This window comes from Niabella agricola, from assembly GCF_021538615.1.
In the GTDB taxonomy this organism is placed as follows: Bacteria; Bacteroidota; Bacteroidia; order Chitinophagales; family Chitinophagaceae; genus Niabella; species Niabella agricola.
On record NZ_JAJHIZ010000003.1, the window covers coordinates 1502592 to 1529050 of the forward strand.

The following is a 26459-nucleotide window of genomic DNA, read 5'->3' on the forward strand; positions in this document are numbered from 1 at the left end:
CTTACTCCGTTATAACCTTCCGCACCCGTTGGTTGTTGCGATCCAGTACATATACCACTCCGTTTTTATCAACAGCCACGCCGGTGGGTGCATAGAGCAATGCTGCGCTGCCTGTACCGTCGGCAAAGCCCGCGGTACTTCCGCCGATAAATGTGCTCACTTCCCAGGTACCTGCAGCAATACGGCGGATGCATTGGTTGCTGTTGCTGCCCGATCCATCCCAGGTACCGTTGCCGGCGATATAAAGATTATTACTCTTGTCTGTCGTAATCGCCCAGGGAAAATCAAATTTTGCCGCGGAGCCTGTCCCGTTTACCAGACCTGTAGCACCCGGCTGGCCGGCGATCAGCGTAGGTTCCCAGGTGTCCGCTTTCAGCTTCCAGATCACCGATTTTCCATGTTCCACCACATAGAGGTTGCCCTGCTGGTCAACCGTTACATCCGAAGGATAGTTAAACCCGGTGGCAATATCCTTTGTGCTTCCATCGGGTTTAACCTGTACAATGGCCCCGGAAGAGGTATTGGCATAATAGACCATGCCATTGCGTTTATCAATACCCAGTCCCCAGGCCTCACCCCAGCAAACCCTTGAAGTGGTTCCGTCCGGTGTGATCCGGCGCACCGTCCAGGCCTCCGGATCGGATACATAAATATTACCGGTAGTGGGATCGGCAACCACGTCAAACGGCATGTAGAACTCGGCTTCCTCACCTTTTCCCTCTTTGTATCCATAATTACCATTGCCGGCGATGGATGTTACCGTTCCATCCGGGGCAATTTTGCGCACGCGCCGGTTACCCGCATCGGCCACATATACATTCCCGTCTGCATCCACATCCAGACCGCAGCGCGCATTAAAATTAAAGGATGCCAGCTTGCCCTTACCATCAGCAAACCCGGCAGTACCGGTGCCTGCCAGTGTTGATACCACCGATGAAGGCAGGTAGTTAAAATCGGTTTTGCTGGCCACACTGCGCCCGTTAATAGTAACTTCTATTTTTCCGCTGCCGGCTTTTTGGGGAATTACGATCAGGATCCGGTCCTCCACAGCCCCCTCTACATAAGCTTTTACGCCATTTACGGTTACGTTCACGTTACTTACCTGCCTGCTGAAGTTGGAGCCATAAAGCAGCACTTCGGTACCGGCACCACCGGAGGCGGGGGTAAACTGGTCTACCGTTATGGGTGCATTGCCGTTATGTTCAAAGGTCGTTTCTTTTTTACAGGCGGTAACCATTACGATCAGCAATACTACCATGCCTTTTATAATCGGTTTCATTCTATATTATTTTTGGTTCGATTAATTTTACCAGCCGGGGTTCTGTGTAAATTCAGGATTGCGTCCGCTTACCTTATCAATTTCATGTTGGGGTATGGGCAGCCAGTAATTTTTAGCGGCGTCAAAAACCCGTTTTTCAAGTACCGGGTAAGTGTAGGTACTGTTTCCCGAACCGTTTATTGCTACCCCATGCACCTCCCGGTTATCTGTTATTTCAGCGATCTTCCAGCGCCGTACGTCCCAGAACCGGTGATCTTCCAATGCGAGTTCAATGCGGCGCTCATGCCGGATGGCCGCCCGCAGCGCGTCCGTTGTGCTGCCTGCATAATCGGGCATACCCACCCTGTGGCGCACAGCGTTGAGCGCGTTGCGGCTTTCTATAGCAGCGCCGCCGGCTTCATTGAGCGCTTCGGCATAATTCAGGTACAGCTCTGCTGTACGGATCAGTACCCATTTGCGATCGGCCGCGCCGGTATTGGTAAACAGGTTCACGGATTCCAGCAGGTATTTGCGGGGCCAGTAATTGGAAGCTATTTGCCCGGACCGGGGCACGTCGGCACCGTTCGGATCCAGTGTACGGCCTTTCCAGCTGGCACCGGGGTAAAGGATGGTAGCATAAAAGCGGGGATCCCGGCCTTCATAGGGCTTTTGCGGATTGTACCCGGAAGCCGCTTCTTTAATGGACAACCCGGTCTGTTTCATTTCATAATCATCTACCAGTTCCTGCAGCGGGTTGATGTTCCCATATCCGTTCGATCCTCTCGGATTCATTTCCTGGTCGATGCCGCCATCGCGGTAAGCTCCGGGTGCAGGACGGCTCCATATTACTTCGCGATTGAGATACTGGGTAAAGATCTCACTATAGTTGGTGTGCAATGTATAGCCGCCGCTTAACGCTGAATCAAGCGCTACCTTACCAGCCTGCGCGGCCTGCGTCCAGCGGTTGCGGTCGTTTGAAGGGTTAAACAAGGGGCTGGCATAAAACAGCAATACCCGGCTGCGGAGCGCCAGCACCACCATCTTAGACACGCGGCCCCAGTTGGCCGGCCGTTCTGCATAAGTAAGGGGCAACAGGGGTTCGGCTTCCTGTAGATCTTTAAGAATACTGGCTGTAACCTCGTCGATGGTGTTGCGTTTATAGAAGATCTGATCGGGATTCTCAAACGGGTTCTGTTCTTTCAGGATCAGGGGCACACCGCCCCAGCGGACCATGAGCTCAAAATAGTAAAAGGCGCGTAGGGCCAGGGCTTCACCGCGAAGGCGGTTACGGCGACCGGGATAGTTCACATCTTCCGGCACCAGTTCAAAATTTTCCAGGAAAATATTGCAGGCCCGTATCTTGGCATAGAAGCTCCCCCATTGATCGGCCAGCGGAAAGTTGGATGGGCTCATGGCACCGGTATTAAAGTTTCCCGCGTCCGGGTAAGAAACGGAATTGTCTGCCGCCTGGTTGGTTTCATCTGTAGCGCTGCTCAGCATCCAGGGAGAAGCGGGTTTAAAAATATTGGGCAGGTTGTCATAAATCACATTTACAAACTTCTCTGCATTTTCAATATTATTGAATACTTCCTTACCCGTGATCAGATCGCTGGGCTTTCGATCCAGGTAGTTTTTGCTGCAGGAGCCTCCCAACAGCAGCAGGAACAAAAAGACGGTTCGGAAAAATATCATTTTCATCTGCTTATTTTTTTGTTTGTGGTCAGTTATCCTGAAGGATCCGGGACATAAGAAAAAAATCGTTTTCATACGCCAACGGATAAATTTTTCTTATGCTCCATTTCATTCTTTATCGGTTTCCTCAGGTGTTAAAAGTTGATGGTAATACCGGCATTATAAATGCGCATGATCGGATAAGGCTGCCAGCCCCAGCGACCGCCGGTGTTCGACTCGGGGTCAATACCCAGGTCCTTTACATTATCCCAGGAAATCAGGTTCAACCCGTTCAGGTAGATACGGGCCGTTTTGACTCCTACATGGTATAACCAGTAACGGGGCAGCTGGTAACCAATCTCCAGGTTCTTTAGCTTAATGTAATCGGTTTTGCGTACCCAATAGGTAGAACTGATGAAGTTGTTGGCCATATTGCTTTCCGACAGGTGCAGGGCCGGGAACGTAGCATTGGCCGCGTTTTCCGGCGTCCAGCGGTCGAGGTGGATGGGACGATAACTGCCGCGGTAGTTAAAGATCAGCTGGGAAGAATACATCTGCCGGCCACCTAATGCGCCCTGAAAGAGTACGCTGATGTCGAAGCCCTTATAATTGAGCCCAAAGCTGGCCCCAAAATAACTGGTGGGCACATTGAGCATGGGTATCATTACCCGGTCCGCTTCGTTGATCACATTATTACCGTCGATGTCTTTGTATTTAATATCACCGGGGATGACTGGTGCAAAATTCTGTACGGGGCTGTTGGCAATTTCCTCCCGGCTCTGAAACAGGCCCTCGGCAATATACCCCAGGTCGTACCCGATAGGGCGGCCCACAATACTCTGGTAAGGATAGGCCAGTTTGGGCTCATCCATTTCCAGTATCTTATTCTTTACATATTGATAATTGATCTTTGTAAACGCCCCCACTGAACCGATACGGGTATTCAGGTTCGCTTCCACTTCAACCCCACGGTTCACAATACGTCCCAGGTTGCGGTTCAGCGCTGCGGTGATCCCCAGGTAAGAAGGTACAGACCCTGCATAAGTGAGGATGTCCGTACGCATTTCGCGGAAAAGGTCTGCATTCACTTTTAACCGGTCTTTGAAAAATCCGGTTTCTATCCCCAGGTTGGTCTTGGCCGCTTTCTCCCAGGTAATAGCCGTGTTCCCGATCCGGTTTTCCACATAGCCCTCATTCCAGCTGCCGGGACTGCCAAAAGTGAAACCGCCGCCGCGCGCATAGTCGGAGATATACAACCAGCGACCGCTGCCGACCATATCGTTGCCCACATACCCGTGAGAGAAACGCATCTTTAAAAAGCTCAGGGCGCCGCCGTTGCGCATGAACGGCTCATTGCTGATGACCCAGGCTCCGGACAGTGCCGGGAAAAATCCATAGCGTTTGCCGGGAGGAAAATTCTCTGAGCCGTTATACCCGGCGTTAAATTCCAGGTAATATTTTTTATCATAGTTATATGCCACACGACCCACATAACCCTGGTATACGCGGGGCAGATCGCCGAGCTGTGAGCGGTAGTTGCGGTTGAACAGCAGCAGGCTGCTCCAGCTGTGTTTTCCAAAATCACGGTCGTATAGCAGCTTCAGGTCATAATAGTAATAACGCTGCCCGCTGGCGTAGCCGGAACGTTGCAGGCTGGTGGCAATACGGTGCTGCGTATAGGTACCCGTGCCGGTACCGGGTATGCTTTTATAGCGATAGGAGTCGAAGCCCTGATCCAGTGCAAAGTTGATATCGCCATAGTTCTCGAACGTAAACAGTCCTTTTACTTTCAGGCCCGGGGTGATAAAGTCCAGTTTACGCGACAGGGCCACACTTCCGTTAGTACTATGCCAGTACGCATCCAGGTAGCCATTGCGGGTTAATATGCCGTAGGGGTTCGAAAAATCCTCCCGCATATTACCGGAGGCAATGCTGCCATTGGGGTTTAAAACAGGGGTAAGATTGTTGGTCATCTGCGACAATAACACCCAGAAGAACGCAAACTCTGCCCGGTCCTGCGATGGCGTTGTGCGGTTCTCCAATCGTGAAGCCAGGTCTACCTGCAGGTCGGTATGCTTATCGAGTGTAATGTCTACATTCGAGCGGAAATTAAAACGGTCGTATTTATATTTTACGCCATATACGTTTTCATTTGCCCGGTTGTACAGGGGCTCCTGCCGCAGGTAAGAACCGGATACAAAATATTTAACATAGGGCGATCCGCCGCTGATATTGAAATTGGCTGTTTTTTGAGGCGACCAGTTCCGGATCAGTTCTTTATACCAGTCTACATCAGGGTAATCATACGGCTTCAGGCCCGTGCGGAAATATTCCAGTTCCTGCTCCGTCCATACCGGCAGCAGGCCGTCGTTATGGGCCGCCTCATTCTGCAGCTTGCCGGTTTCATAGGAGTTGAGGAAACGCGGGAAATTGGTCGGTTGCTGCAACGCATACTGGAAATTTGCCTGGATATTCGGCGCGCCATTAACCCCGCGCCGGGTGGTCACCAGCACAATGCCATTGGCGCCCTGGATTCCGTAAAGCGCAGTGGAAGAAGCGTCTTTAAGGATCGATACGGATTCAATTTCATTGGCATCCAGCTGGCCCAGGTTGGCATCGCCACGCGGCAACCCATCGATCACGATCAGGGGGTTGGTGGCACCAATCGTATTGATCCCCCTGATGAACAACTGGGAATAATCATCGCCGGGCCTGCCAGACCGCTGCACGGTAATCAGCCCCGGTAACCGCCCCGCCAGCGCATTGGTGAGGTTGGCCACGGGGCTTTGCTTTAATTCTTTTGTCTGGATGCTGGATACCGCACCGGTAACGCTTTGCCGGGTCTGCTTCTGGCCATAGGCCATTACCACCACTTCGCCCATAGCGGTTTCCGCTACCTGCAGCAGAATGCTCAGTGGTTTTGAAGATTCCACCCGCAATTCCTGCGCCTCGTACCCTACAGCGGATACGCGGATGGAAACGGGCAGTTTTTTAGCGGTAAGTTGAAACCTTCCCTCCGCATCGGTCATGGTTGAACCGCCTTCACCATTCAGCACCTGCACCGTTACATTGGCCAGCCCCTTTTGCAGGGAATCTGTTACCCGCCCGTTGATTTCGTTGTGGGCAGGCGTTATCGCAGGTACAACCGGCGGTGCCAGGCCAGCAGGTTTCTTTTTAATGATCACCATCTTGTTCTTTAGCTGATAGGTAAGCGGTAGCCCGTTGAGCAACTCTTTTAACGCAGCATCCAGCGACAGCCCGCGGATATCTACTTCGGCCACTTTCACCCCCCGCACATCTTCTACCCGGTAAATAAAATCGGCATTGCTTTGTTTCTGCAGGCTGTAAAACACTTCGGCAAGCGGCAGGTTGCGTCCTTTTACCGATACCGTTTGTGCATTACCGGAGCCACATACCAGCAGCAGCATCCACATCCATACCACCGGGAGTCCCCGGAAAACAATCGTTGGCACCCATCGTTTACGACCAGGTCCTTCCATTTTTCTTATACGCATTTTTTATCGTTGGTTTATGAATAAGCAAACAATCTCCTGTTGCCATCACTGGCAATTTTTTTTGCTGTACCGGTAAGTGCTGCTAATCCGTTATCAGCAATGTCCTTCCCTTGATACTGTAGTTGAAATGTTCAAATTCCTTCAAATAATCCAGCAATTCCTGCAGTCCTTTCGACCGGGTATAGCGCACCCAAAACGCCTGATCGCTCAGGTGGGCCTGGATGCGTACATCCACATCGTACCATCTGCCGATATGTTGCAGCATCTGCCGCAGGTTCATATTGTCAAACAAAAAATAACCGTCTACCCAGGCCAGGGCCTGTTCTGCATTTACTGCCCTTACTTTTATGGTAGCTCCCTGTTGGAGCGAAGCTTCCTGGTTGGGCCGCAGCAGCCGTTTTTCGGCAGTGTTGGCCACCTCCACCGCGCCTTCAGCCAGGGTAATTTTTGCTCCCGGATCCGGAGCATAAGCCTGCACATTGAACCGGGTTCCCTTTACCGTTACATCACCTGTTTGCAGCTTTACCACAAAGGGCCATGCGGCGTTTTTAGCCACTTCAAAGTAGGCCTCTCCTTTCAGTTCCACATGCCGTTCCTTCTCATCAAACTGCATCGGATAAGTAAGCGCCGATTCTGCGTTCAGCCACACTTTTGTTCCGTCTGGCAATACGACGCGGTATTGTCCGCCCCGGGGCGTTTGAAGGGTGGCAAAAGCGGCGCTGCCTTTGGAGGCTAAAGCCTGCCCGTCTTCATAATGTACGCCACCGGTATCTACACGGATCCCCGTTTTCTTTTCACTCAACGCAAGACTTTTGCCGGTAGACAGTACCAGGGTGGCCTTGTTTCCCCCGGGGGCGATACCGGCCTGCTGTGCCACCGGCGCCGGATCTTTCTGGCGTTGATAGGCGCGCATTAAAAACAGCCCGCTTAACATTACCAGCAATACAGCCGCTGCTACCGCTACCCTTCTGAAGCGCACCATGCGGCGCCCGCGGATCTGCTGCAGCAACCGGCGGTGCAGCTTTTGGGCATCAAAACCGGGAACTGATGCGGTATCTGCTGCTGTTACCGGTTGATCAAAATGCGCGGAGATCAGCTCCTGTATTTCGGTATCGCCTTCACTGGTTTCGAAATAGCTCAGCAGCAATTCCGCTTCTTCCCGGGAACATTTACCCTGAAGGAACCGTTGATAGAGTTGTTCGATTTCCGCGTTCAATACGATCCGTTTAATATATATTCAATTGAAAAGAAAAAAGTCTATGCCCGCCCTCAAAAAAAATTTGACAGGGGCGGTAGAACCTACTCGCACCAGATGGTTACCAGCAACAGGCAGAGTGGAGGAATGGTCTTATAGTTGGTGAGTTCCTGGCGGATGGTGCGCATCGATTTGGCCATATGGTCCTTAATCGTACCCAATGAAACATTAGTTTCCTCGGCGGCTTCTTCATAGGTTTTACCTTCCATTTTTATGAGCAGGAACACCTTTTTGCGTTGCGGCGGCAGTTTATCGATGATTGTGTTCAGAATAGAGCTGGTTTCTATAAAACTCATATGCTCACCTACCGGGTCGTAACCGGCAGTGGCGGAACGAATCAGCAATTGTTTATGATGCTGTTCCCGGATAGCTTTGCGATAAAAATTGATGGTGGTACTTTTGGCCATGCGGAGCAGCACAGCCTGTACAGGAACCGCTGCAGGAATGGTATGCCGGTTTTGCCAAAGCTGGAGGAATACTTCCTGCACCAGCTCCTCGCAATGCTCGTGCACTTTTACCAGGCCCTGTATCCGCCGGTATACGATGGTAGCATAGCGGAAATAAAGCCGGGAAAAGGCGGTATGGTCACCTTCCTTTAATTGCACAAGTAAATCCGAGTCTGGCAAATTCATCATTGGGATTTGGAATCATTGGGGTAAAGATAATTATTTCCGCCAAACAGGAACAAATATCGGAAAATCCTGAAAACGGTTTAAAAACAGTACTTCCGGGTCACAAATTCATTCTGGTTTCGTTTTTTCTCACAGACTTCAAGGATGTACATAGATTTTTTGAACCTATTCTGCGATCATTCCCGGTGATCTGCGTACAGCACTTTCTTCGCGGCCGCCGGTTTCTTTGCCACTGATTTCACAGATTCCACGGGTTTCTTAAATTTTTTCTGTGCTTATCCGTGTAATCATTGAGCAATAGGTTCTTCACTAACTCCCGGTTCCTTTCCAGCATGGACACCGTCTAAGGGTGCAAAAAACAACCGGCTCCTGTATGAAAACATACAGGAGCCGGTTATAACAACTATGGAAATCGCTTTATCAATATCCCTAGGGCTTTTTATCCCACCAAACCCGGGATAAAAAGGAATCCCCGTTCTGCATCCGCCCTACGGCTTCTTTATAATGCGCATTGTTTAATTGCGCTTCATCCGACGAATAGATACCCCGCCGAGGAATTTGCCCGTTTGTAGATCCAGGGTTGGGCCCCGGTGTCAGCACGGGATACCCCGTACGGCGCCATTCTGCAAAAGCCTCCATATTGCGGCCAAACAAATGAATCCATTTTTGCGTAGCAATCTTTTCCATTTTCTGCGCATCGCTCAATCCATCGAAACTCAATACGGAATTGACATATTCTGCCGGAATGGTGTTGAGGTTATACGGAGCGAGGGCAAAGGCGGCTTTTACGCCTTCATAAAAGAAATTGTAAGCATCCGCGTTGTTGGCACCCCAGCCCAATAAAGCGGCTTCCGCCTTGTAAAAACAAATATCGGAATAAGTGAGCGCATAACTGGGTATGGGCGCAAAGGTTTGACTGAAATAGGTATTACGACTAGCGGTGGAATAATTGGCGCGGATCAACTGCGATAACTGGTTATCTGTAAGCGCTACGCCAATGCCCTGGTATACCTGGTTGCCATTGATGGTTACAGGTTGCGCTAATAACGGCAGCCGCGGATCGTTATAGCTTTTCAGTTTATCCACCAATGTATTGGCCAGGTAACGCAAATCGGTAGACCCCGTCACAAACTGCCGCAAAATGGGGTTATAGTTTTCCGCCTGTGCGTTGTTATAGGTGGGCACTGCTGCATTGTCTGCATTACCTCCCAGGAGCCCAAAAGAAGCAGTCATTGCAGCCTGCACCGTTTGTTGTGCCAGTGAAGGATTGGCATAACGGATGCGCAGTCCCAATTTTAGCTTTAATGAGTTTCCAAACTTTTTCCATTTGTCGATACTCCCGTTATAAAAGAAATCGAAAGTTCCATACGACTGGTCGCCGGTGGTGAGTTTCGCCAGGGCCGCATCCACGCGCTGGATCAGCAGCGGATAGATCTCTTCCTGCTTATCAAACTTTGGCGTACGGTTGATAGCAGCATCTGATGTTGTGACTTCTGAAAAAGGAATATCGCCAAACAGATCGGTAAGCCGCTGGTACAGGTACACTTCATACAGTTCTGCAATGGCCCATTTAGACCGTCCGGCGGGATCACTTTCCTGCCCTGCCAGTTCTTCCTTAATGCGGATGATATTGCGTAACAAGGTATAATGCTGCGCCCAGATCAGGTCTTCCGGCCCCTCATAATATCTTGAAACCGGCACTACCGGTCCACCGGCCCAATGCTGCACCCAGGAGCCCATTTTGGTATTGGGCAGCTCGCCCGATTCCTGGAAAGTACCATCGCGCAAGATGCGGGCAAAGAGCAGGCCCGGATCCACAGATACTACTGAAGTGGGTGGCGTATTGATCTTTTCGAAATCTTTGGTACAGGAGCCCATGATCATCACCAACGTAAGCCCTGTTATGATATGTATATGTAATAAGCTTTTTTTCATGACTGATCAGAATTTAAAATGCAAGGGATAAGTTGATACCAATATTGCGCATCATCGGCAGCGAAGTAGATTCAATGCCAATGGATGAATTGTTCACATTAAACGCTGCGGTTTCCGGAGAAAAGCCGTCTGTCTTCCGTTGAAAGTAAAACAGGTTACGGCCGTAAACGCCGAGCTTTGCAGATTTGATCACCCCGGCAGGTAACCAGTTCCTGGGCAACTGGTACGCAAGGCTGATCTCGCGCATGGCCACATAGCTCATATCGTTGATCATCTCTTCAGACACCATCACCTCTTTATCGCTGGCCACCATGTTCCAGTAATCCTGCGCCTTTACAGGAATATTATTTTTTTGCCCGCTGCTTACCCAATTTCCATTGCCGTCCTTTTCAGCAATATATCCATCCGCGATATAGGATCCATCTCTTCCCGGAACGGTTTTATTGGTAACCCCATAAATGATCTCTTCCCGGTTCGACTGCGAAAAAATCACACCGCCCTGGCGGATGTCTACGAGCGCATACAGGCTAAAGCCCTTATACTTCCAGGTGTTGCCAAACCCGCCCAGCCAATCAGGCTGTGCATTGCCCAGTTCTGTTTCCACGCGGCCACTGGTGCGCAGCGGTAACCCGGTTGCCGGATCGATCAGGCGATTGCCGGCGGCATCTTTGATCCAGGCGAACTGTGTACCGATCAGCTGTCCGAACGGTTTACCAACCTCGGCTACCACGTTAATACCCCGGTCTGTTGCCAGCAGGAAGGTTTCCACCCCAGGGTAAAGCGACTCTACTTTATTCCGGTTACGGTTGAAATTAAAAACAGTGTTCCATTCAAAGCCGGAAGCACTGCGAATGGGTGTTGCGGTCAGTACAAACTCGATGCCTTTGTTACTGATCTCCCCGGCATTGATCCGGTTCTTGGTGTACAAACTGGAAGGCGCAATGGGCACATCCAGGATCTGGTTCTTTGTGCTGGCCTGGTAATAGGTAAAGGACAACCCCAGCCGGTTTTTAAGGAACCGCAGATCAGCACCGGCTTCAATAGAAGTGGTCAGCTCATTCTTCAGGTTCGCATCCGGGATTACATCGGTATAAGAAGCCATGGGCACACCACCATGTGTATATTGATTGAGGCTATAAGTGCCCGTTAACTGGTACGGATTGCCTGAGCTGCCAGCCTGTGCCCATGAAGCTCTTAGTTTTACATACGAAAGCACATCGGATTTAATATCCGCCAGGTCCGATAAGATCAAACTGGAGCTGATGGAAGGATAGAAAAAGGAATTATTGTTTTTAGACAAGGTGGATGACCAGTCGTTGCGTGCAGAAAAATCAATAAACCAGTAGTTCCGGAATCCAAACTGGCCCGACATATACACCGAATTAATCTCGGATTGGCTGAGATCAAACAGGTAAGAATTGGTGGTAGTATTGTTAATCACATACAGGTTGGGCACAATAAAGGAGTTGCCGGTATTACCGGTAAGCCGCAGGTAACGGCTTTGGTGACTGGCCCCCAGGTTTACGCCCAAGGTCATATCTTTTCCAAATGAGAAGTTAGAGCTTGCCAGGAAATCAAAATTGTTCTCGCGTGCGCGGATCACCTCTTCCCGTATGTCTCCTTTTTTACTCTGGCTTTGGTAGGTATTGATGGGACGGTAACGGAAACGCTGATCGGTATAAAAGTCGGTACCGCCGGTGGCCATTAATTTTAACCAGGGCAATACATCGTAGGTAAGTCTCAGCAGGCCGATAATGCGATCCCTGCGGTCTTCGTTATGATTTTCATGGATCGTCCAGAAGGGATTGCCGGTGGAGCTATTCGTGGCATAGGTCTTTTCAAGCCCGGCGTATACTCCTGAAAAACCAAGTTGCTTGGCTACTTCTTCGTCAGTCCATTTATAGTTCGACATAACTGAATTGCCCAGGCTCCGGGGCTGGCTGATCAACAGGTAAGCCGGGTTATCCGCCGCATCCGAAAGTGTAGGCCGGTTTTGGGCCTTCTGCATGATATAGCTTACTTTACCATCCAGGGTTACGCCTGGCCAGAGCTTTGCCTGGGTCCGCAACCCAAAATTATTCCGGTTCAGATCATTGCTGGGAATATAGCCCTTCACATTGGTATTGGCATAGGAAAACCGGTAATTGATCTTTTCACTGCCGCCATCCACACTTAAGTTGTTGACCATTTGTTTTTCCGGCTGGAAAAAACTACTGTATGTATCGGGCTGCGGTGTCAGCTGAAGCACATGCCCGTATTGATCTTCATAGGTCTGCCCATCCATTTTGGCGCCCCAGGAAGCACGGGTGGTACGATCGCGCCCGGCGCTCATTTTGGGCATGCCTTGGTAGTTGTTGGCCCGGGCTTCGGCCATAGAAACGATTGTACCGTCCGATTTGCGGAAATGAGTAAAATCGCCGTTCAGCCCCTGTCCGTATATATTCTGAAAATCAGGCAACACCAGGGCGTTGCCTAGAGAATAATCAATATTGTAGTTTACGTTGATCTTGCCGGCCTTACCGGATTTTGTGGTAATCAAAATAACGCCGTTGCTTCCCCGCTGGCCATACAGCGCTGCGGCATTGGGGCCCTTCAGCACCGACATGGTTTCGATATCATCGGGATTAATATTACCAATTCCATCGCCATAATCGGTTCCCCCGGTTTGACTGGCGGCGCCGATGTTCTGGTTATCGATCGGCACCCCATCCACCACGTACAGCGGCTGACTATTGCCAATAAGTGAATTGTTACCGCGAATGACCACTTTGGCAGAACCACCGGCTCCGGATGCCGCCCGGGAAACCTGTACGCCGGACACCTTGCCTGATAAGGCATTGGATACATTCGCTTCCTTGCCCTGTGTCAGTTCGGCTCCTTTCAATTCGGCTACGGTATACCCCAGGGCCCGTTTCTCCCGCTTTATACCCAGCGCCGTAACCACTACTTCAGTTAGCTGCGCCCTTTCGGTTTCCAGAGATACGGTTAGTGCCAGCCGGTCGTTTGCCGCCACATTATATCCAGTAAGCTGTTTGGGTTTAAATCCCACCGAACTGAAGTGGATGACATACCCGGTACCCTGCGGCACGGATGCAATCAAAAAGTTACCACCTGCATCTGTTGCCGTAATCTTGCTAAAGCCATTGGCGCTGTTCGACAATACAACCGTTACGCCCTGTAAAGGCTGGTTGCCCTCGTCTCTTACCACACCGTTAATGGTTGCCATATGCTGGCCAAATACCATGCTGTGCATACCCAGGAGGAGCAACACTCCGGGAATGCGTCCTGCAGCGGAAAGCCACTTACCGTTAGCTATTGATCCTACTACCGGCAGCAGCCACTTCCATGCTGATAATTTTCTCATAACTCGAAATTTCAATTGATGGATTTTATTGTTTAGATATCAGAATATTGATCTTGTGTAAATAATTCATCTCCCGGATCATGTCTTCATAAACGCGGTCCGACTTTTTAAATGTTCCGCTGTAATAGCGGTTTGCCAGCTGCGCCTCCGGCACCTGTAATCGCAGGTGATAATTGTTTTCCAGGATCCGCACCACTTTTTCCAGGGCCATGTTTTTAAATGTAAGAGTGGTACCATCGTCCCGGAAATATTCCCCACGGTCGAATGCAGTCTCCTGGTTGTTAGATTCCGATACAATCTGCAGATTAACCGGGTTGATCTCTATTTCCCTGTTGGGAGTAAGCTCCAGTTGCACCGGTTTTTCGATTTCTTTTTTGGCGCCGCTAATTTTGATTTTCCCTTCCAGCAGCCGGATCCGGGTACGGGTGCTGCCTTCCGATTCATCTACTATGAACACGGTACCCAGTGCGGTAGTGACCAGGTTTTGGGAGTATACATTAAACGGCAGCGTTTTGTTTTTTGCAACGGTAAATTGCGCCTTACCCTTTAACCAGAAATCCCGGCTGTTCTGCCCGCTAAAGTTTTCAGGGAATCGGAGCTTCGACCCCGGATATAACTGCACTTCAGAGCCGTCGGCAGCTTTTATTTGCAACACCTGCCGGCCGGTATTGTGGTACTCCCGCATGGAAACGGAATGCGTTGCGGCCGGTTCTTTTTGTGCCAGCACCGGTTTGGGATCTGGTACCGGCGCCGTAAAGAGCCGGATCATAAAGACCATACCGGTTATTACCGCTGCTGTACCATACAGTACATAGCGGGTATTGCGCCGCCGGCGCTCATAACGGCTTACTTGCTGAAGCAATGAAGCATATAACTGCTGTTCATCATACCCGGGCGCTGCCATGCCCGGTGTTTCCTCTTCCCACCGGAAAGCATCCAGCAGGGCAGCAAGTTTTTCCGGATTCCTGCGCAGCAGCTGCCGGATCAGGTTTTGCTCTTCGGGGCTGCAGGCGCCGGAAAAAAAACGTTGTAACAGGTCTTTTGAAACTTCCATTCTTATAAAATACGAATGAAGGTTCCTTATCCCCTAATCAGGAAAAAAAAATAATTAAAAAAGCCGTGAGCGTCTTTTTCAATGTTTTCAGGGCAATTGCAATATGGTTTTCGACGGTTTTAACAGAAAGGGAAAGCCGTTCTGCGATTTCCCGGTGCGAAAGTTCTTCAAACCGGCTCATGGTGAAAACCTTTCTGCGCATTTCGGGCATAGCGGCCACCTGGGCTTCGATCCGTCCCAGCAGCTCTTTGGTATTGAAGCAGTCTTCGGTAGCATTGACACCCGTTTCCGTGCCCGGCACCAGGGGCTGTATCCTGTTCCGCCGCGTTTGCTCACGCAGCAGGTCTATGATCACGGAACGGCTGATACAGCGGATCTGCGCTTCCGCAGGGATCCCGGTTTTACCAGCCTTCAGGTTTTTCCACAATTTTAAAAATACGCGTTGCACCGTTTCCTCTGCCAGGTAAGCCGATTTAGTAAACTGCCAGGCATAGGCATATACCGGCCTGCTCCATCTCTTAAACAGGTTTTCAAAATCACTTGATATGGCATCTGAAGCTAAAGACATCCGCGGGGCAGTACCTGACCCCATAAAGATATTTATTTAACCGTTATGCTCCATACCCCGGTAAATACCGCGCGCAGCAACCCTGCCGGCCGTTAGGAGCAGGCGGTCTTTTAATGGGCTGTATGACCCGGAGGCCGCTGCAGCTGCTCGCCCAGCCGGCTTGGTTTTGAATGCGGCTCCGGAGGCAGGTACCGCGGCCGCACTACATAGACGCCGCCGGTGGAAAGATCCGGGTACAGGGAATTGGGATCCTGCGCAATAAAAAAAACATCATCGCGGCCTCCGTATTCCCTTGGTACGCGAAACACTTCCAGGTTGATGCCCATTGCCCCGAAGTGCCGGAACCGCAGCGTATCTCCGCCGGGCAGGTAAAGCTCCATATTGTAAAAACCGGCGGAATACTGGTGTTTGATCAGGCCCCAGTCTTCTTTTTCCTGGTCTACCACCGCATAGCCCAGGCATTTCAGTAAATGGGTATCCCGTTTTTCCGGCGCTACACCAAAATCCGGCCCGATCTTCTGCATCGGGATAAAACGGCTGGAGGGCTTAATGGGATATTTTACCTTGGCTTCGTTAGAATTCAAGTAGTATTCAAGACTATCATCGAATGGAGGACCGTAGGTAATCCATTTACCGTTTATTTTAAATGAGGGATCGCCGCCAGGAATTCTAATATAGTATTCCGCATTCTTATAGTCTCTTTCAAAAACAGCAAAAGCATTTTTTCCGTTTGGGGAAGGGACACGTTCCGATTTAAAAAATGTCGAATCACCGCTTATTACCCATTCACTAAAAAGGCCACCATCCTTATCAATAATTCCATTGTCATATAACTCCATTGACTCAACGCGAGTTGTGTCTCTAATATTACCAACAGAAGTCAACTTATAAAACTTATTTGTTAGAAGTATAGCATGGCGAGCAATCGTATCATATAAAAACTTACGATATGTTATTTGATTATTCTCTGAAAGCATTTTCACTTCATAACTTATAGTGCCCGGGGAGGTGGACAAATTAAATTCAAATGGTCTCATAGCTATCTTTATTTGTTTACAAGAAATCATCACAAAAAATCCGAGTACTGCCAATAACAGAAATTTTAACCGATTCATTCTATTTATACTTTTTCTTTAATAAGCTTATCAATATAGTTCGCACATGCAATAGAGGTCTTCATAAATTTTTTCACTTTCCTTGTTAATGATACAATTTCATTTAAGTCACTTTTAGCATCCACCTTGCAGTATAAGTAACGAGTCCATTTATCATTTTCAAGATGGCGTTTCTTCACTCTATAAAATCTATCTTCCCCCACTTTCAACATCCGCTCCCATATATTTGTAGTCACCCCAATCGAATCTCCATCATAGTTCCAGTCGTCCAGGATCTTTTTATTGGTGAGCAGGGGCACCGGGCTGAAATGGGCATAGAGGTCCGCTTCCTGCAGGGCCGCATAATCCAGCAATGCCGCGATATAATGATAGCCCACCATCCAACGTGCATCCGCCCCCGGCGCTCCGGCCATTGGAGCAAAGAAGCGTTGATATAGCTGGCGCAACGGAGTTGTAACCCATTTTAGTTGCTGCGCGTAGACCCCATGTACCGTTGCATCGAATGAGGCAACGGCTGTGCGGCCTTTATAAGGATCAAAGATCTCCCTATATTTTTCCTGATAATATTGCTTTAGCTGGTAGTAGCGCAGGAAGGACCGTGCATAATCCCTTGCCAGCGTTTCATAATCCGTCCATACCTGCTCTTCCCAGTCTTTAAACTCGATCCTCCGGTTGGCCACAAAAGGTGGCAGGAAGAGTTCGCCCAGCAAGGCCTGCCGGTCTACATCATAAACCGGAATTCTTTTTTTTCGATCCATACCCGAAACCGTTTTTTTCATATCTGTACCCATCGGATATACTTCAAAACTCAGCAAGCTCCAATCTCCTTTGGGATCGCAGGCGCTGTCCACCCCAGGTATATCGCCGCAACGGGTTACGGCGTCGCCGCGGTCATTGGTAAAGTCAAACTGTACCGCCCGGCTTTTATATGCCTCCCAGTTGCCGGTTATTTTCTTCAGGTGTTCATACATACCTTCCTCATGCTGCAACTTGTTATAGGTTTTATTAAAGAGATCTGCCAAACCATCAATGTATGAAGTTGTATTTTTTGACGGATCTTTTTTTAAAAAAGCAAACACCGATTTGTCAACCTGCAGGTACTGCTGCTTCCACCACAGCAGGCTTTCGTATTCGCTTCCCGTCAGGTTTACCGGTTGATGCGATCCCAGGAAAATAATATTCACCGGTATTTGCTCCCACCCCATACTGTGCGCATAATTGAGAATGCCTAAAACAACGCCGGCGGCGCAGGCGCTGCCCTGGCTATGGCCCACAATGGTTACCGGCCGGTACGGAGGTGTATACCCTTTCAAAAACTCCTTAAACGTTTCGTCACGGATGGTGTCGAAACTTTTCCGGTCAAGGATCCCCCATGAAGTTGCCGCCCAGCGGTAGCCCAGCACAATGCCATGATCAATACGATGTGCTGCGCCCGAGCCCAGGCCATGAGAACCATTGATAAAGTACTCATTTCCCTGGGCATTAAAATAGCTGGCATAGGTATTGGAGCCGTTGTACTGGTTGGACTTTTTATTCCAATATCCCCAGGACCATTCCGCCTGCCCGTATGAAAAGACCGGCCGGGGCGTTTTTTCAAGGATTGCCTCGCGGATATTTTGCCGGGTAAATCCACCTTTATGCTGTTGCATGACCCGGTCGACCTGCAGAGGGTTCGCCCGCTGCTCAGCCGGCATCCGTATATCCAGCTCCGCAGGTGTAAAAATATCTTCATCATTTGCAGTATTCCGCTCATCGGCATTGGCGCCTTTGAGCACATACCATCGATCCTGGTCAGGATGGCTGTCCAGGATGGCATTGAGGTTAGCGCCAATATTTTTTACCGGATCACTGAGATACCCGTTACAGAAAATGATAAAACCCTGGAACACGGGAAGGCCATCTTTGTCAAACGGCTCCTGCCCGGTAGATACCAGGCTTTTAACCGGACTGGAATGAAAGGTATGGTCTGCAGGCGGCGGATGTTCTAAAGATGCCTGGCCTGACAACGCCGGCTGCACCCGGAGACGGTTTACCGGGGAACGTAAAATTTTACCCATGACTGTTGTTTTATCCTTTACATATTCATTGCAGAAAGGCCCGGAAGCGATCCGGCCAGGAAGGCCGTTAACTGCACCGAAGCTTCCTGTGCATGCCGCTGAATCGTTAGTATTCCCCCGAAATAGCATTGCGTATAGGAATCATCCATTACAAATTTTTTATTCCCGATGACAACTTTCCTGCTGGTATTTTTCCAACGCTGCAACTGTGGTGTGCAGGGTGGCGACGGACTGCTGCGGTTACAGGTGCCACAGGCAGGGATCAGGCGGGTATCCAACTCGGTTGCTTTTAGTTTTCCTCCAATATATATTTTTTGCTGGGAGGTTACCTTGATCCTGCCTGTTGCAGTACCCAGGCTGCATTGTACCAGGCCTCCGTCAATAACATAATTACGGTTCTTCATAAAATTGCATTTAAAGAATAAATCATTTTCCGGTTATAAATATGGTCGATGGCAGCCCCCACCGATAAGGTAGTCTGGTCAAAAAAACCGGACCGGTCTGCAAACAGATAATGCCCGGAATAGGAGAACTGAAGTTCCTTTGATCCTGTTGCGCCTACCTGTAAAAAGAGGTCATGGTTGAGTTCGCTGAGATTTATTTCCCCGGGCACTAAAGCGCCGCTCACCTCAATCAGCACCTTATTTTCTTCGGCCAGCAGGAGCTGCTTTTTTTCCCGTATGGCAATATCTGCGGCTCCCATAAAACCGCCGATCCTCTTTCCCCTTGTCCGGGAAGCTCCGATATTTTTATAAGGGCCATATATATCGTTGCATAACCATTGAAAGAGCGGGTCGTGCCGGTATACCCCTTTCAGATTGGTTTTGAGTTTTGCTTCAAACTTTTCTATCTTCTGAAACAGGTTCGTATTCCTGCCAAATACACCATCCGACAATTCCTGCTTTACTTTTGCCCAGGTATTCAGGATTACTTCAGGGTTTAACACTTCTTCTATTCTACCCGCTTTATCCGCACGAAATACCAGGCTCCGGTGGATATCAAAGATCTTTGTATAGACCCATTGTTCCTTGCTGTATTCCGCCACATCGCCAAACCGAGGACGTGAAAAGTACAGCGTATACACAGCCCCGCCCGCCTGTGCCGGGGCACAACAAAGTGTCAGCTCCAAATAAATATCTACCTGCTCGGTTACAGAAGGCGTATGTAAGAGGGATCCGATCCTTAATTCATACCGTCTTTCTCCCTCCCGTGGCACTATCTGTATATTGCGATTATTGATGCTGTTATTCTCCATAGTTAATCCGGTTTTTACTTTGCAGGGTTAATTTATCGGTGGCATCAATCAGCATGGTGCCATTGCTGCTGTGTAGCAGGACCTCACTTCCGATGGTTTCCATTTTCTTTCCGACCCGTACGCTCCGGTTCTCCGTAACCCATTCTTCCGTATTTGCCGATTTTTTAACGCTTCGTTTCCCGATGTTTTCATATTGATCGTTTCCGATCGTGGTTACCATATCTGCCCCTACTTCTACCTTCATATGCTCCCGGATATGCATCCGTAGATTCTTTGCATTGAAGGTCATGGTTTCAGGGGCGGTGATGGTGATGTTCTTTCCGGCGGTATCCAGGTAGATCTCATTACCCCCGGGATCCCGGATGATGATATGCGTACCCGAACCCGCATCATTAAACTCTACCGTATGACCACTGCGCGTACGGATCACTTTCAGATCATTGCCCGCATTGCTGAAGCTGTTGTTGGCGCTCCCGTGGTATACCGACCCGATCACATATGGCTTCGTTGCACTCCCGTTCTCAAATCCCACGATCACTTCCTCCCCTACTTCCGGTATAAAAAAATGTCCCTTCCCGCCGCCGCCGTGCGGACTCGTTACCCTGATCCATGGCGTCTTCTCCGAACCATTCATCCAGTGAAACTTCACACGCACACGCCCCAGACCGTTGTAATCGTTATTGTCCGTTACGATCGCGCTCTGCGTTTCACACAGGGGATCACGCGGAACAGCAACCGGCGGCACCTTGATCCCCGACGGAACCGCTGTAAAATCATTCTCGTAATGACCCCGCGCATCCACATGATGGTTCACCCCCGTTACCAGGTAATCCCCATAACCCTCCGTGCCCAGTGTAAACACATTGCTGCCGCTTACCGTTACCACCGAACCAACCGAAATGCCCGGATGCCCGCTCTGACCCTGGAATTGAACCAGCTTGCTGCTCTCCACCGCACTCCGCAGGTTCACCAGGTCGTCCTGCTGTTTCTTATTGGTTAAAAAACGCGGGTTCCATTGTTTGGGCTGCGTGCCATATACCGTTTGGGAGGCCTTGTATACCTGCTCCCCCCACGCGTTCAGCCCAGCCTTCTGCTCCACCCCCTGCGGTTCGCTGCTGTACACCTGGCTGTTCTGGTAATCCCAGGCCAGCAGCTGAGAACGCACCGGCCGCGCCTGCAACGCCACGTTAAAGCGCGAAAGGTGCCGGCCATATACCAGCTCCGTTTTTTTCGTGTCCCGCGGAGGACCCACCACCAGGCTGCGGCCATCCCAGAACAGCCATTCCCCGTAGGTGCTCGTTAATCGCTGCAAAAACTCCCAGGCCGTTTCTTTATACTGTACCGTGTATGCCAACGTTTCTCCGTACAGCGGCTGCACTTTGGGCTCCAGCTGGTTGCCCGGGAAAAACTTCAGCACATCCTGGGCTATATTCTTCAGCGCTTTCTTTTCCCAGCTCTTGCAATGCGGACCACTGTCCAGCACGATCGTAGGGCTGTACCCTGTAAGGATCACATCCCCGTGGTGACCCGTAAAACGCGCCGTTTCCACACCGGTGATGATCCCGTTGAACAATACCGTGCCCGATAGGCCCACGCCGCTGATCCGCGCTCCAAAGCTACCCCCGATCAGTTCTTTGGAGGCCGTGAACATACCCGACCGGCCGTCGATGGACTGGGCCGGACAGACCAACGTAAATTGGTGATGCGAAAAAATACGCTGATGAAGGGAAAATGAGGTAAACTGCAGTAACGGACTCCCGTTAATGCTAAACATAGGTTCAGTTAATTGCGCCATAGCCGGGTTTTTCAGTAATAAAAAGGTTAACGCACTTCCTTAGGTGCTGCCACCTAAAGATATGCTAAAAAATAAATATAAAAAATATTTTTTATTCAATTTGCCACTGTATTATTTCTCACTCTTTGGTTACGGATACAAACTGTACAAAAAGCAACCGGCGAAGATGTGAAATCACCGGACAAAAGAAGGCCGATCGTTTTATTTGATTAAATGTAAAGGAAGAGAAGTATTCATACGTACACCAGATGAAGCGCGCATGCCAACGCAATGATGATTTTGGAGTCCATTATCCGGTTGCGCACACCGGAAATACGCGTGCGCAGGGTACCGCCTATTTGAGCCGCATTTCACTTAATGCGCCCTAGGGTAATATCCGCCGGGTTAAGCCCCGCTGGTAAGCCTCCAGCCGTCTGAACCCTTCTGCGTATGGGCATCCTGCTGCCAGACCTCTGAATTTTGACTGTGTTTCCATCATCCCCAACATATCCGTATGGGCCTGCTCCTTCATATCGCGAATCTGACTCTTATGGCAACGCAGCATTTTCTTTTTTATTTCGAATACTTGAGAGATATCTACATATTCCGTAGGCATAAAATCAATACCACAAACCGTATCCATATAATAGATCTGTGATTCCTCGAGCCGGCAGGGTGGCAACGATTGATGATCGATAAATGGTAATCCTTTCTGAGAATAAGCATCAAATACCAGCTGACTTACATACCGGTGATCCGGGTGATAGTCATTGGGAGCGTGCGTAAAGATCACATCCGGGTCTGACTGGCGCAATATATCCACCATGATCATTCGCTGGTGCTGGTCGGGAAAAATATGCTCATCTGCAATGGCCGGCCAGATCAATTCAGCCCCGATAAGATCTGCCGCAGCCTGCGCTTCTTTTTTCCGGATGGCACCCATCTCCTCCGGCTGAATCACCAGATCACCTACGCTTCCATCGGTAAACACGGCAATAATGACCCGGTGCCCTTCCCCGGCGTAGCGTATAAGGGTGCCCGCACAAAGTAGTTCCGTATCATCCGGATGTGCGGCAACACTTAGAATGTTCATTGTCTTCGTTATTTTGAAATACCAGTTTATAACAGGATATGAATAAACTGCCGCTTCCCGCAGGGTAAACCTGGTCGATTTGGATTAAACAACTATGGCTGCTATTACTTGTAATTTATCGCATTCCATATGCAAACGCGAGCGTTACCAAACGCTATCCAGGAAATAGGAACAGCAGCTACCAACCGTAATCTTCACGGCGCAAAAACAGCGCGACCGGGGAGATTTTTCTACATTCTGTAGCATTTTCAGAATGCCGGGCAGGAGAGCTAAGAACGTTAATCCACAGGTTTACGCCCGGAAATAATATTATACAATACAACGATGATTGCAATTACAAGTAGTATGTGTATCAGGTTTCCCAATCCCATTCCGCCGCCAACACCGATCAGTCCCAATATCCATACAACGATGCATACAACGGCAATTAACCATAATAAACTTCTCATATTAAACGATTTTACTGGTTAGAAAATCTTTTATAAAAGCCGGATATCCGCCACTGTGTTTCAGGAACTGTAGCCCAAATATGATGCCGCATTGACAAGGGTGGCGGCAATGCAGCACCTGCCTCTTTAAGGGGACAAGGTTTTTCTATAGGGATGGGAAATGCTTTATCTGTTACATACAGCTATTTTTATTTTTTTGAGGACTGTATTCCCGGAAGATCTTTTCATTAAGGCGATTCGAGTGGATGCGGTAATTCAGATTCTGCGAGTCGATGGACGCCCTTTCTTCGTCAGTAAGATAGGATGCGATGTCGGAGGCCCGGACATGATAGAAAAAGCTTTTCAGGGACTCAATGAATCCGCTTAATTGAATTAACGCTTTCAGACATTCTTTTGCTTCTATTTTTCTCAGGGCCCGCATGGCGTAAGTAATACATTGGTCGCCGGCGTTTCCGATAAACCGGAGAAAACCGCCGTTATGCATATCCCTTTCCAGTATCCATAATGCGGCGAGTTCCTGGTCTTCTTTTGAAAGAAGTGACCACGCATCATTCCCTTTCTTTCTTAGTCGCGTATAAGCGGCGTATGTTAATAAATTGTACTCGTTTCGTGGAATAGTGAGGTCCATGAAGATCGATTTAGAGGTATTGAGGGAATACTAAGGTACTAATATTTACCGGTTCATTTATATATAATGTTTAAGCATCTATAATATAAAAAGATTGGTTGGATGTATGTATTTTATTCTGCTTCTGGTAATATTTTGGCATCATCCTTGTATTATATTAAATCGCTTAAACCAAAGGATAATTGAGCATTTTTAGGGCAGGTGAATGGTTTAAGCAGTGCTTTCAACACTTGAATCAAGTTAGTCAATTTTCTCATAAGCAGTTAGTTTTGGTTGCGTCCCCTGTTTCCACAGGGGACTATTTTTTAATGCTATCCATAGGTACCGTTAAACAAACTGCAGGCAGATTTTTTCATTAAAAAAGCCCCCGGTAAAACAAGGGGCCTGGTTATATGCGGCTAATGATGCCGGTCGCCTTTTTTCTTATAATATTTTTTCTTGGGGCCACCCGGACGGTTGGGCCTTGCAGTGTTATATACCGGTTGTTTACCCAAATGTTCCGGCAGGGGCATTTTATCTACCTCCCGGCCGATAAGCCGTTCAATGGCCATGAACTTCCGCTGGTCCTTTTGGTTTACGAGGGTAAATGCACTTCCTTCAGCTTCTGCACGGGCGGTACGGCCAATCCGGTGTACATAGTCTTCCCCGGCGCGCGGCACGTCAAAATTGATGATAAGGTCAATATGATCAATATCGATGCCACGGCTTAAGATATCCGTAGCCACCAGTACCGGCAGGCGGCCGCTTTTGTATTGGATCAGCACTTCATCGCGCTGTTCCTGCTCCAGATCGCTATGAATTTCACCGGCCTTGATCCCCTTGCGCCGCAGATCACGGGTCAGTTGCTTTACATTGAGCTTACTGCTGCAGAAAATGAGTACTGCTTTATATTTTTTTGCTGCCAGCAGGTGTTGGATCAGCGGTATCTTTTGTTCGTCGTAAACCATGTAGGCCTGCTGCACGATCTTTGCCGGCGGCTTGCTCATCGCTATGCTTATTTCAACCGGATTGTGCAGAATATTTTGCGCCATCTTCTTTATTTCAGGGGGCATAGTGGCCGAAAACAGTAGGTTTTGACGTTGCTTGGGGAGATGGTTTACAATGAACATAATATCACCATAGAAGCCCATATCCAGCATCCGGTCTGCCTCATCCAGCACCAGACACTGCAAGCGGTCGAGTTTTACGTAGCCCATTTTTAAATGCGCCATCATTTTACCGGGGGTACAGATCACAATATCGGCGCCGGCTGTCAGTGCCCGCTTTTCTTGTATAAAGTTATTACCGTCACCGCCGCCATATACGGCCACAGAGCTCACATCCGTAAAATAAGAAAGCCCATCGAGATGCTGCGCGATCTGTACCGCCAGTTCCCGGGTGGGTACGATCACGATCGCCTTAATACCGTCTGTACCAGCGGCAGGGCCGGTGAGTAACCGGTTGATCAACGGCAGCAAAAAAGCCGCGGTTTTACCTGTACCTGTTTGCGCAAAAGCCAATACATCCTTCCCTTCCAGGATATGCGGTATTACCTGCTCCTGCACGGGGGTTGCCTGTTGATAATTGGAAGCATCAATACCTTCCATCAGGCGCTCATCAAAACCAAATTCTGTAAACTTCACTTCCTGGGAATTAAAAAATTAGGCTGCAAAGATACTGGCTTTGCCGGTTTATTGCATTTTGAAAATGATATTCTCCATGGCAGTTCCTAAATGGTGTGCAATACCTCAAAAAAGTATTCGCAAAACACAATTACAACCGAATGCTTTATAACGGAATTATAGGGAAAATAAGCGGATTTCTCTTCCAGGTTGCGTCTACCCGATGTAATATATTGATTTGACTTGCTTTTTATCCCTTTATCACCGTTTTTAGAAATTCCTGAACCGTTTCCGACTTCCCGAGCGGCTCTAAAAAAAGATTGAATACATTCACCGCTACGGCCAGCCAGGTGGCGGGATGCCTCAGTTTGCCAAATTTCCATGCTCCCAGCAGTAACATTCCCAGTATGATTCCTTCCGAGATATAAAGAGATGGCATGATCCTTATGTTGGGCCAGGCACTTATTTGCATGGCCACATGAACATTCTGCACACCACGTCCGAGGGCAGGCATCATAATGAGGAATACGGTTGATACCAGCCACCAGGCATGATCTTCCAGCTGCCTGCGACGAATAATACTTTGGATAACGGCAACCCCAAAAGCGATGATCATTACGATTTCAACGGCTGCCACGCCAAAGAAAAACCAGGGCTGAAACGGACCAAACTGTGCGGGTGCCGTCAGAGCCTTCTCCGTAGTAGCAATGTCTCTGTGCATCATGCTAAATGCAGTTATACATACCCCGCCAGCGACGAACATTCCGATGATGCCATTCGTCCGATGCTTCGCCATTTGCCCATGGGTAGCGTAGTAGGGCTGAATGATCAGGTACAGGTACCAGACCGTGCCTGTCCAGTAATGCACATGTACGGCCCAGGCATTATCCGAAAAATCACCCCAGTAATCTCTGAAAATGCCGAACTGCATAAAGAGCATAGGAATGATCATCCAGCGATAAAGGTTTTTATACTTATCCATAAGCCGTTCGTTTTACAAAGCATGCGTTTCATAGCAATGCGCCCGGCTGACTTTTCCACGGCGTATTAAAGGAATAAAGAACCTGATGGTTTCCATTGCCCGCTGCATATCCAAGAAATGTGTCCGTTTCTTCTTTTTAGCTAACCGGTAAGGGATAAATCACCCTTCGCTAACAAATATACCGGATCATGCAAGTTTGCGGCATCGCTAATTCTGGTCAATATATGTGCAGGGGCATCAATTCATCGGGAAA

Annotated in this window: 19 protein-coding genes; all 19 read right to left on the reverse strand. The window is 49.1% G+C overall.

From position 1 onward, the window contains the following. Nucleotide 1: 1 nt before the first annotated feature. Nucleotides 2–1279 (reverse strand): IPT/TIG domain-containing protein, encoded by a 1278-nt coding sequence (locus tag LL912_RS11700; protein WP_235553756.1) that lies wholly within the window; start codon nt 1277–1279, stop codon nt 2–4. 27 nt (nt 1280–1306) lie between these two features. Next, a complete protein-coding gene (locus tag LL912_RS11705; RefSeq protein ID WP_235553757.1) occupies nt 1307–2956 on the reverse strand; it encodes a RagB/SusD family nutrient uptake outer membrane protein in 1650 nt (549 codons plus the stop codon). Nucleotides 2957–3084: 128 nt separating this feature from the next. Next, nucleotides 3085–6444 (reverse strand): TonB-dependent receptor, encoded by a 3360-nt coding sequence (locus LL912_RS11710; RefSeq protein ID WP_235553758.1) that lies wholly within the window; start codon nt 6442–6444, stop codon nt 3085–3087. Between the two features lie 82 nt (nt 6445–6526). Then, nucleotides 6527–7660 carry a FecR family protein gene (locus tag LL912_RS11715; protein WP_235553759.1) on the reverse strand — a complete coding sequence of 378 codons (1134 nt, stop codon included), beginning with the start codon at nt 7658–7660 and terminating at the stop codon, nt 6527–6529. 83 nt (nt 7661–7743) lie between these two features. Next, on the reverse strand, nt 7744–8334 hold the full coding sequence (locus tag LL912_RS11720) for an RNA polymerase sigma factor (protein WP_235553760.1): 591 nt from the start codon (nt 8332–8334) through the stop codon (nt 7744–7746). Between the two features lie 426 nt (nt 8335–8760). Beyond that, nucleotides 8761–10266: a SusD/RagB family nutrient-binding outer membrane lipoprotein gene (locus tag LL912_RS11725; protein ID WP_235553761.1), complete on the reverse strand. Its 1506-nt coding sequence runs from the start codon at nt 10264–10266 to the stop codon at nt 8761–8763. A 13-nt stretch (nt 10267–10279) separates the two neighbouring features. Beyond that, complete coding sequence (locus LL912_RS11730) at nt 10280–13630, reverse strand: SusC/RagA family TonB-linked outer membrane protein (RefSeq protein ID WP_235553762.1); 3351 nt, start codon at nt 13628–13630, stop codon at nt 10280–10282. Between the two features lie 25 nt (nt 13631–13655). Then, the gene (locus tag LL912_RS11735) at nt 13656–14684 is read right to left on the reverse strand and encodes a FecR family protein (RefSeq protein WP_235553763.1); all 1029 of its coding nucleotides are present in this window, start codon (nt 14682–14684) and stop codon (nt 13656–13658) included. 37 nt (nt 14685–14721) lie between these two features. Next, entirely contained in the window at nt 14722–15276 is a 555-nt protein-coding gene (locus LL912_RS11740) for a sigma-70 family RNA polymerase sigma factor (RefSeq protein ID WP_235553764.1), read from the reverse strand. An 86-nt stretch (nt 15277–15362) separates the two neighbouring features. Continuing rightward, nucleotides 15363–16091 carry a hypothetical protein gene (locus tag LL912_RS11745; RefSeq protein ID WP_235553765.1) on the reverse strand — a complete coding sequence of 243 codons (729 nt, stop codon included), beginning with the start codon at nt 16089–16091 and terminating at the stop codon, nt 15363–15365. Between the two features lie 281 nt (nt 16092–16372). Next, nucleotides 16373–18424, reverse strand: coding sequence for a hypothetical protein (locus tag LL912_RS11750; protein WP_235553766.1), 2052 nt, complete (start codon nt 18422–18424; stop codon nt 16373–16375). Between the two features lie 17 nt (nt 18425–18441). Beyond that, on the reverse strand, nt 18442–18828 hold the full coding sequence (locus LL912_RS11755) for a DUF4280 domain-containing protein (protein ID WP_235553767.1): 387 nt from the start codon (nt 18826–18828) through the stop codon (nt 18442–18444). Next, nucleotides 18825–19679, reverse strand: a complete 855-nt coding sequence (locus tag LL912_RS11760; protein WP_235553768.1) for a hypothetical protein — start codon at nt 19677–19679, stop codon at nt 18825–18827. Before LL912_RS11760 ends, LL912_RS11755 begins: the two co-directional genes overlap by 4 nt. Continuing rightward, nucleotides 19669–21474: a type VI secretion system Vgr family protein gene (locus tag LL912_RS11765; protein ID WP_235553769.1), complete on the reverse strand. Its 1806-nt coding sequence runs from the start codon at nt 21472–21474 to the stop codon at nt 19669–19671. Before LL912_RS11765 ends, LL912_RS11760 begins: the two co-directional genes overlap by 11 nt. 364 nt (nt 21475–21838) lie before the next feature. After that, a complete protein-coding gene (locus tag LL912_RS11770) occupies nt 21839–22546 on the reverse strand; it encodes a PIG-L deacetylase family protein (RefSeq protein WP_235553770.1) in 708 nt (235 codons plus the stop codon). 278 nt (nt 22547–22824) lie between these two features. Beyond that, complete coding sequence (locus LL912_RS11775) at nt 22825–22995, reverse strand: lmo0937 family membrane protein (protein ID WP_235553771.1); 171 nt, start codon at nt 22993–22995, stop codon at nt 22825–22827. Between the two features lie 172 nt (nt 22996–23167). Continuing rightward, on the reverse strand, nt 23168–23623 hold the full coding sequence (locus tag LL912_RS11780; RefSeq protein ID WP_235553772.1) for a DMP19 family protein: 456 nt from the start codon (nt 23621–23623) through the stop codon (nt 23168–23170). Between the two features lie 398 nt (nt 23624–24021). After that, nucleotides 24022–25245, reverse strand: coding sequence for a DEAD/DEAH box helicase (locus tag LL912_RS11785; protein ID WP_235553773.1), 1224 nt, complete (start codon nt 25243–25245; stop codon nt 24022–24024). 229 nt (nt 25246–25474) lie between these two features. After that, nucleotides 25475–26206 carry a hypothetical protein gene (locus tag LL912_RS11790; protein ID WP_235553774.1) on the reverse strand — a complete coding sequence of 244 codons (732 nt, stop codon included), beginning with the start codon at nt 26204–26206 and terminating at the stop codon, nt 25475–25477. Nucleotides 26207–26459 lie beyond the last annotated feature (253 nt).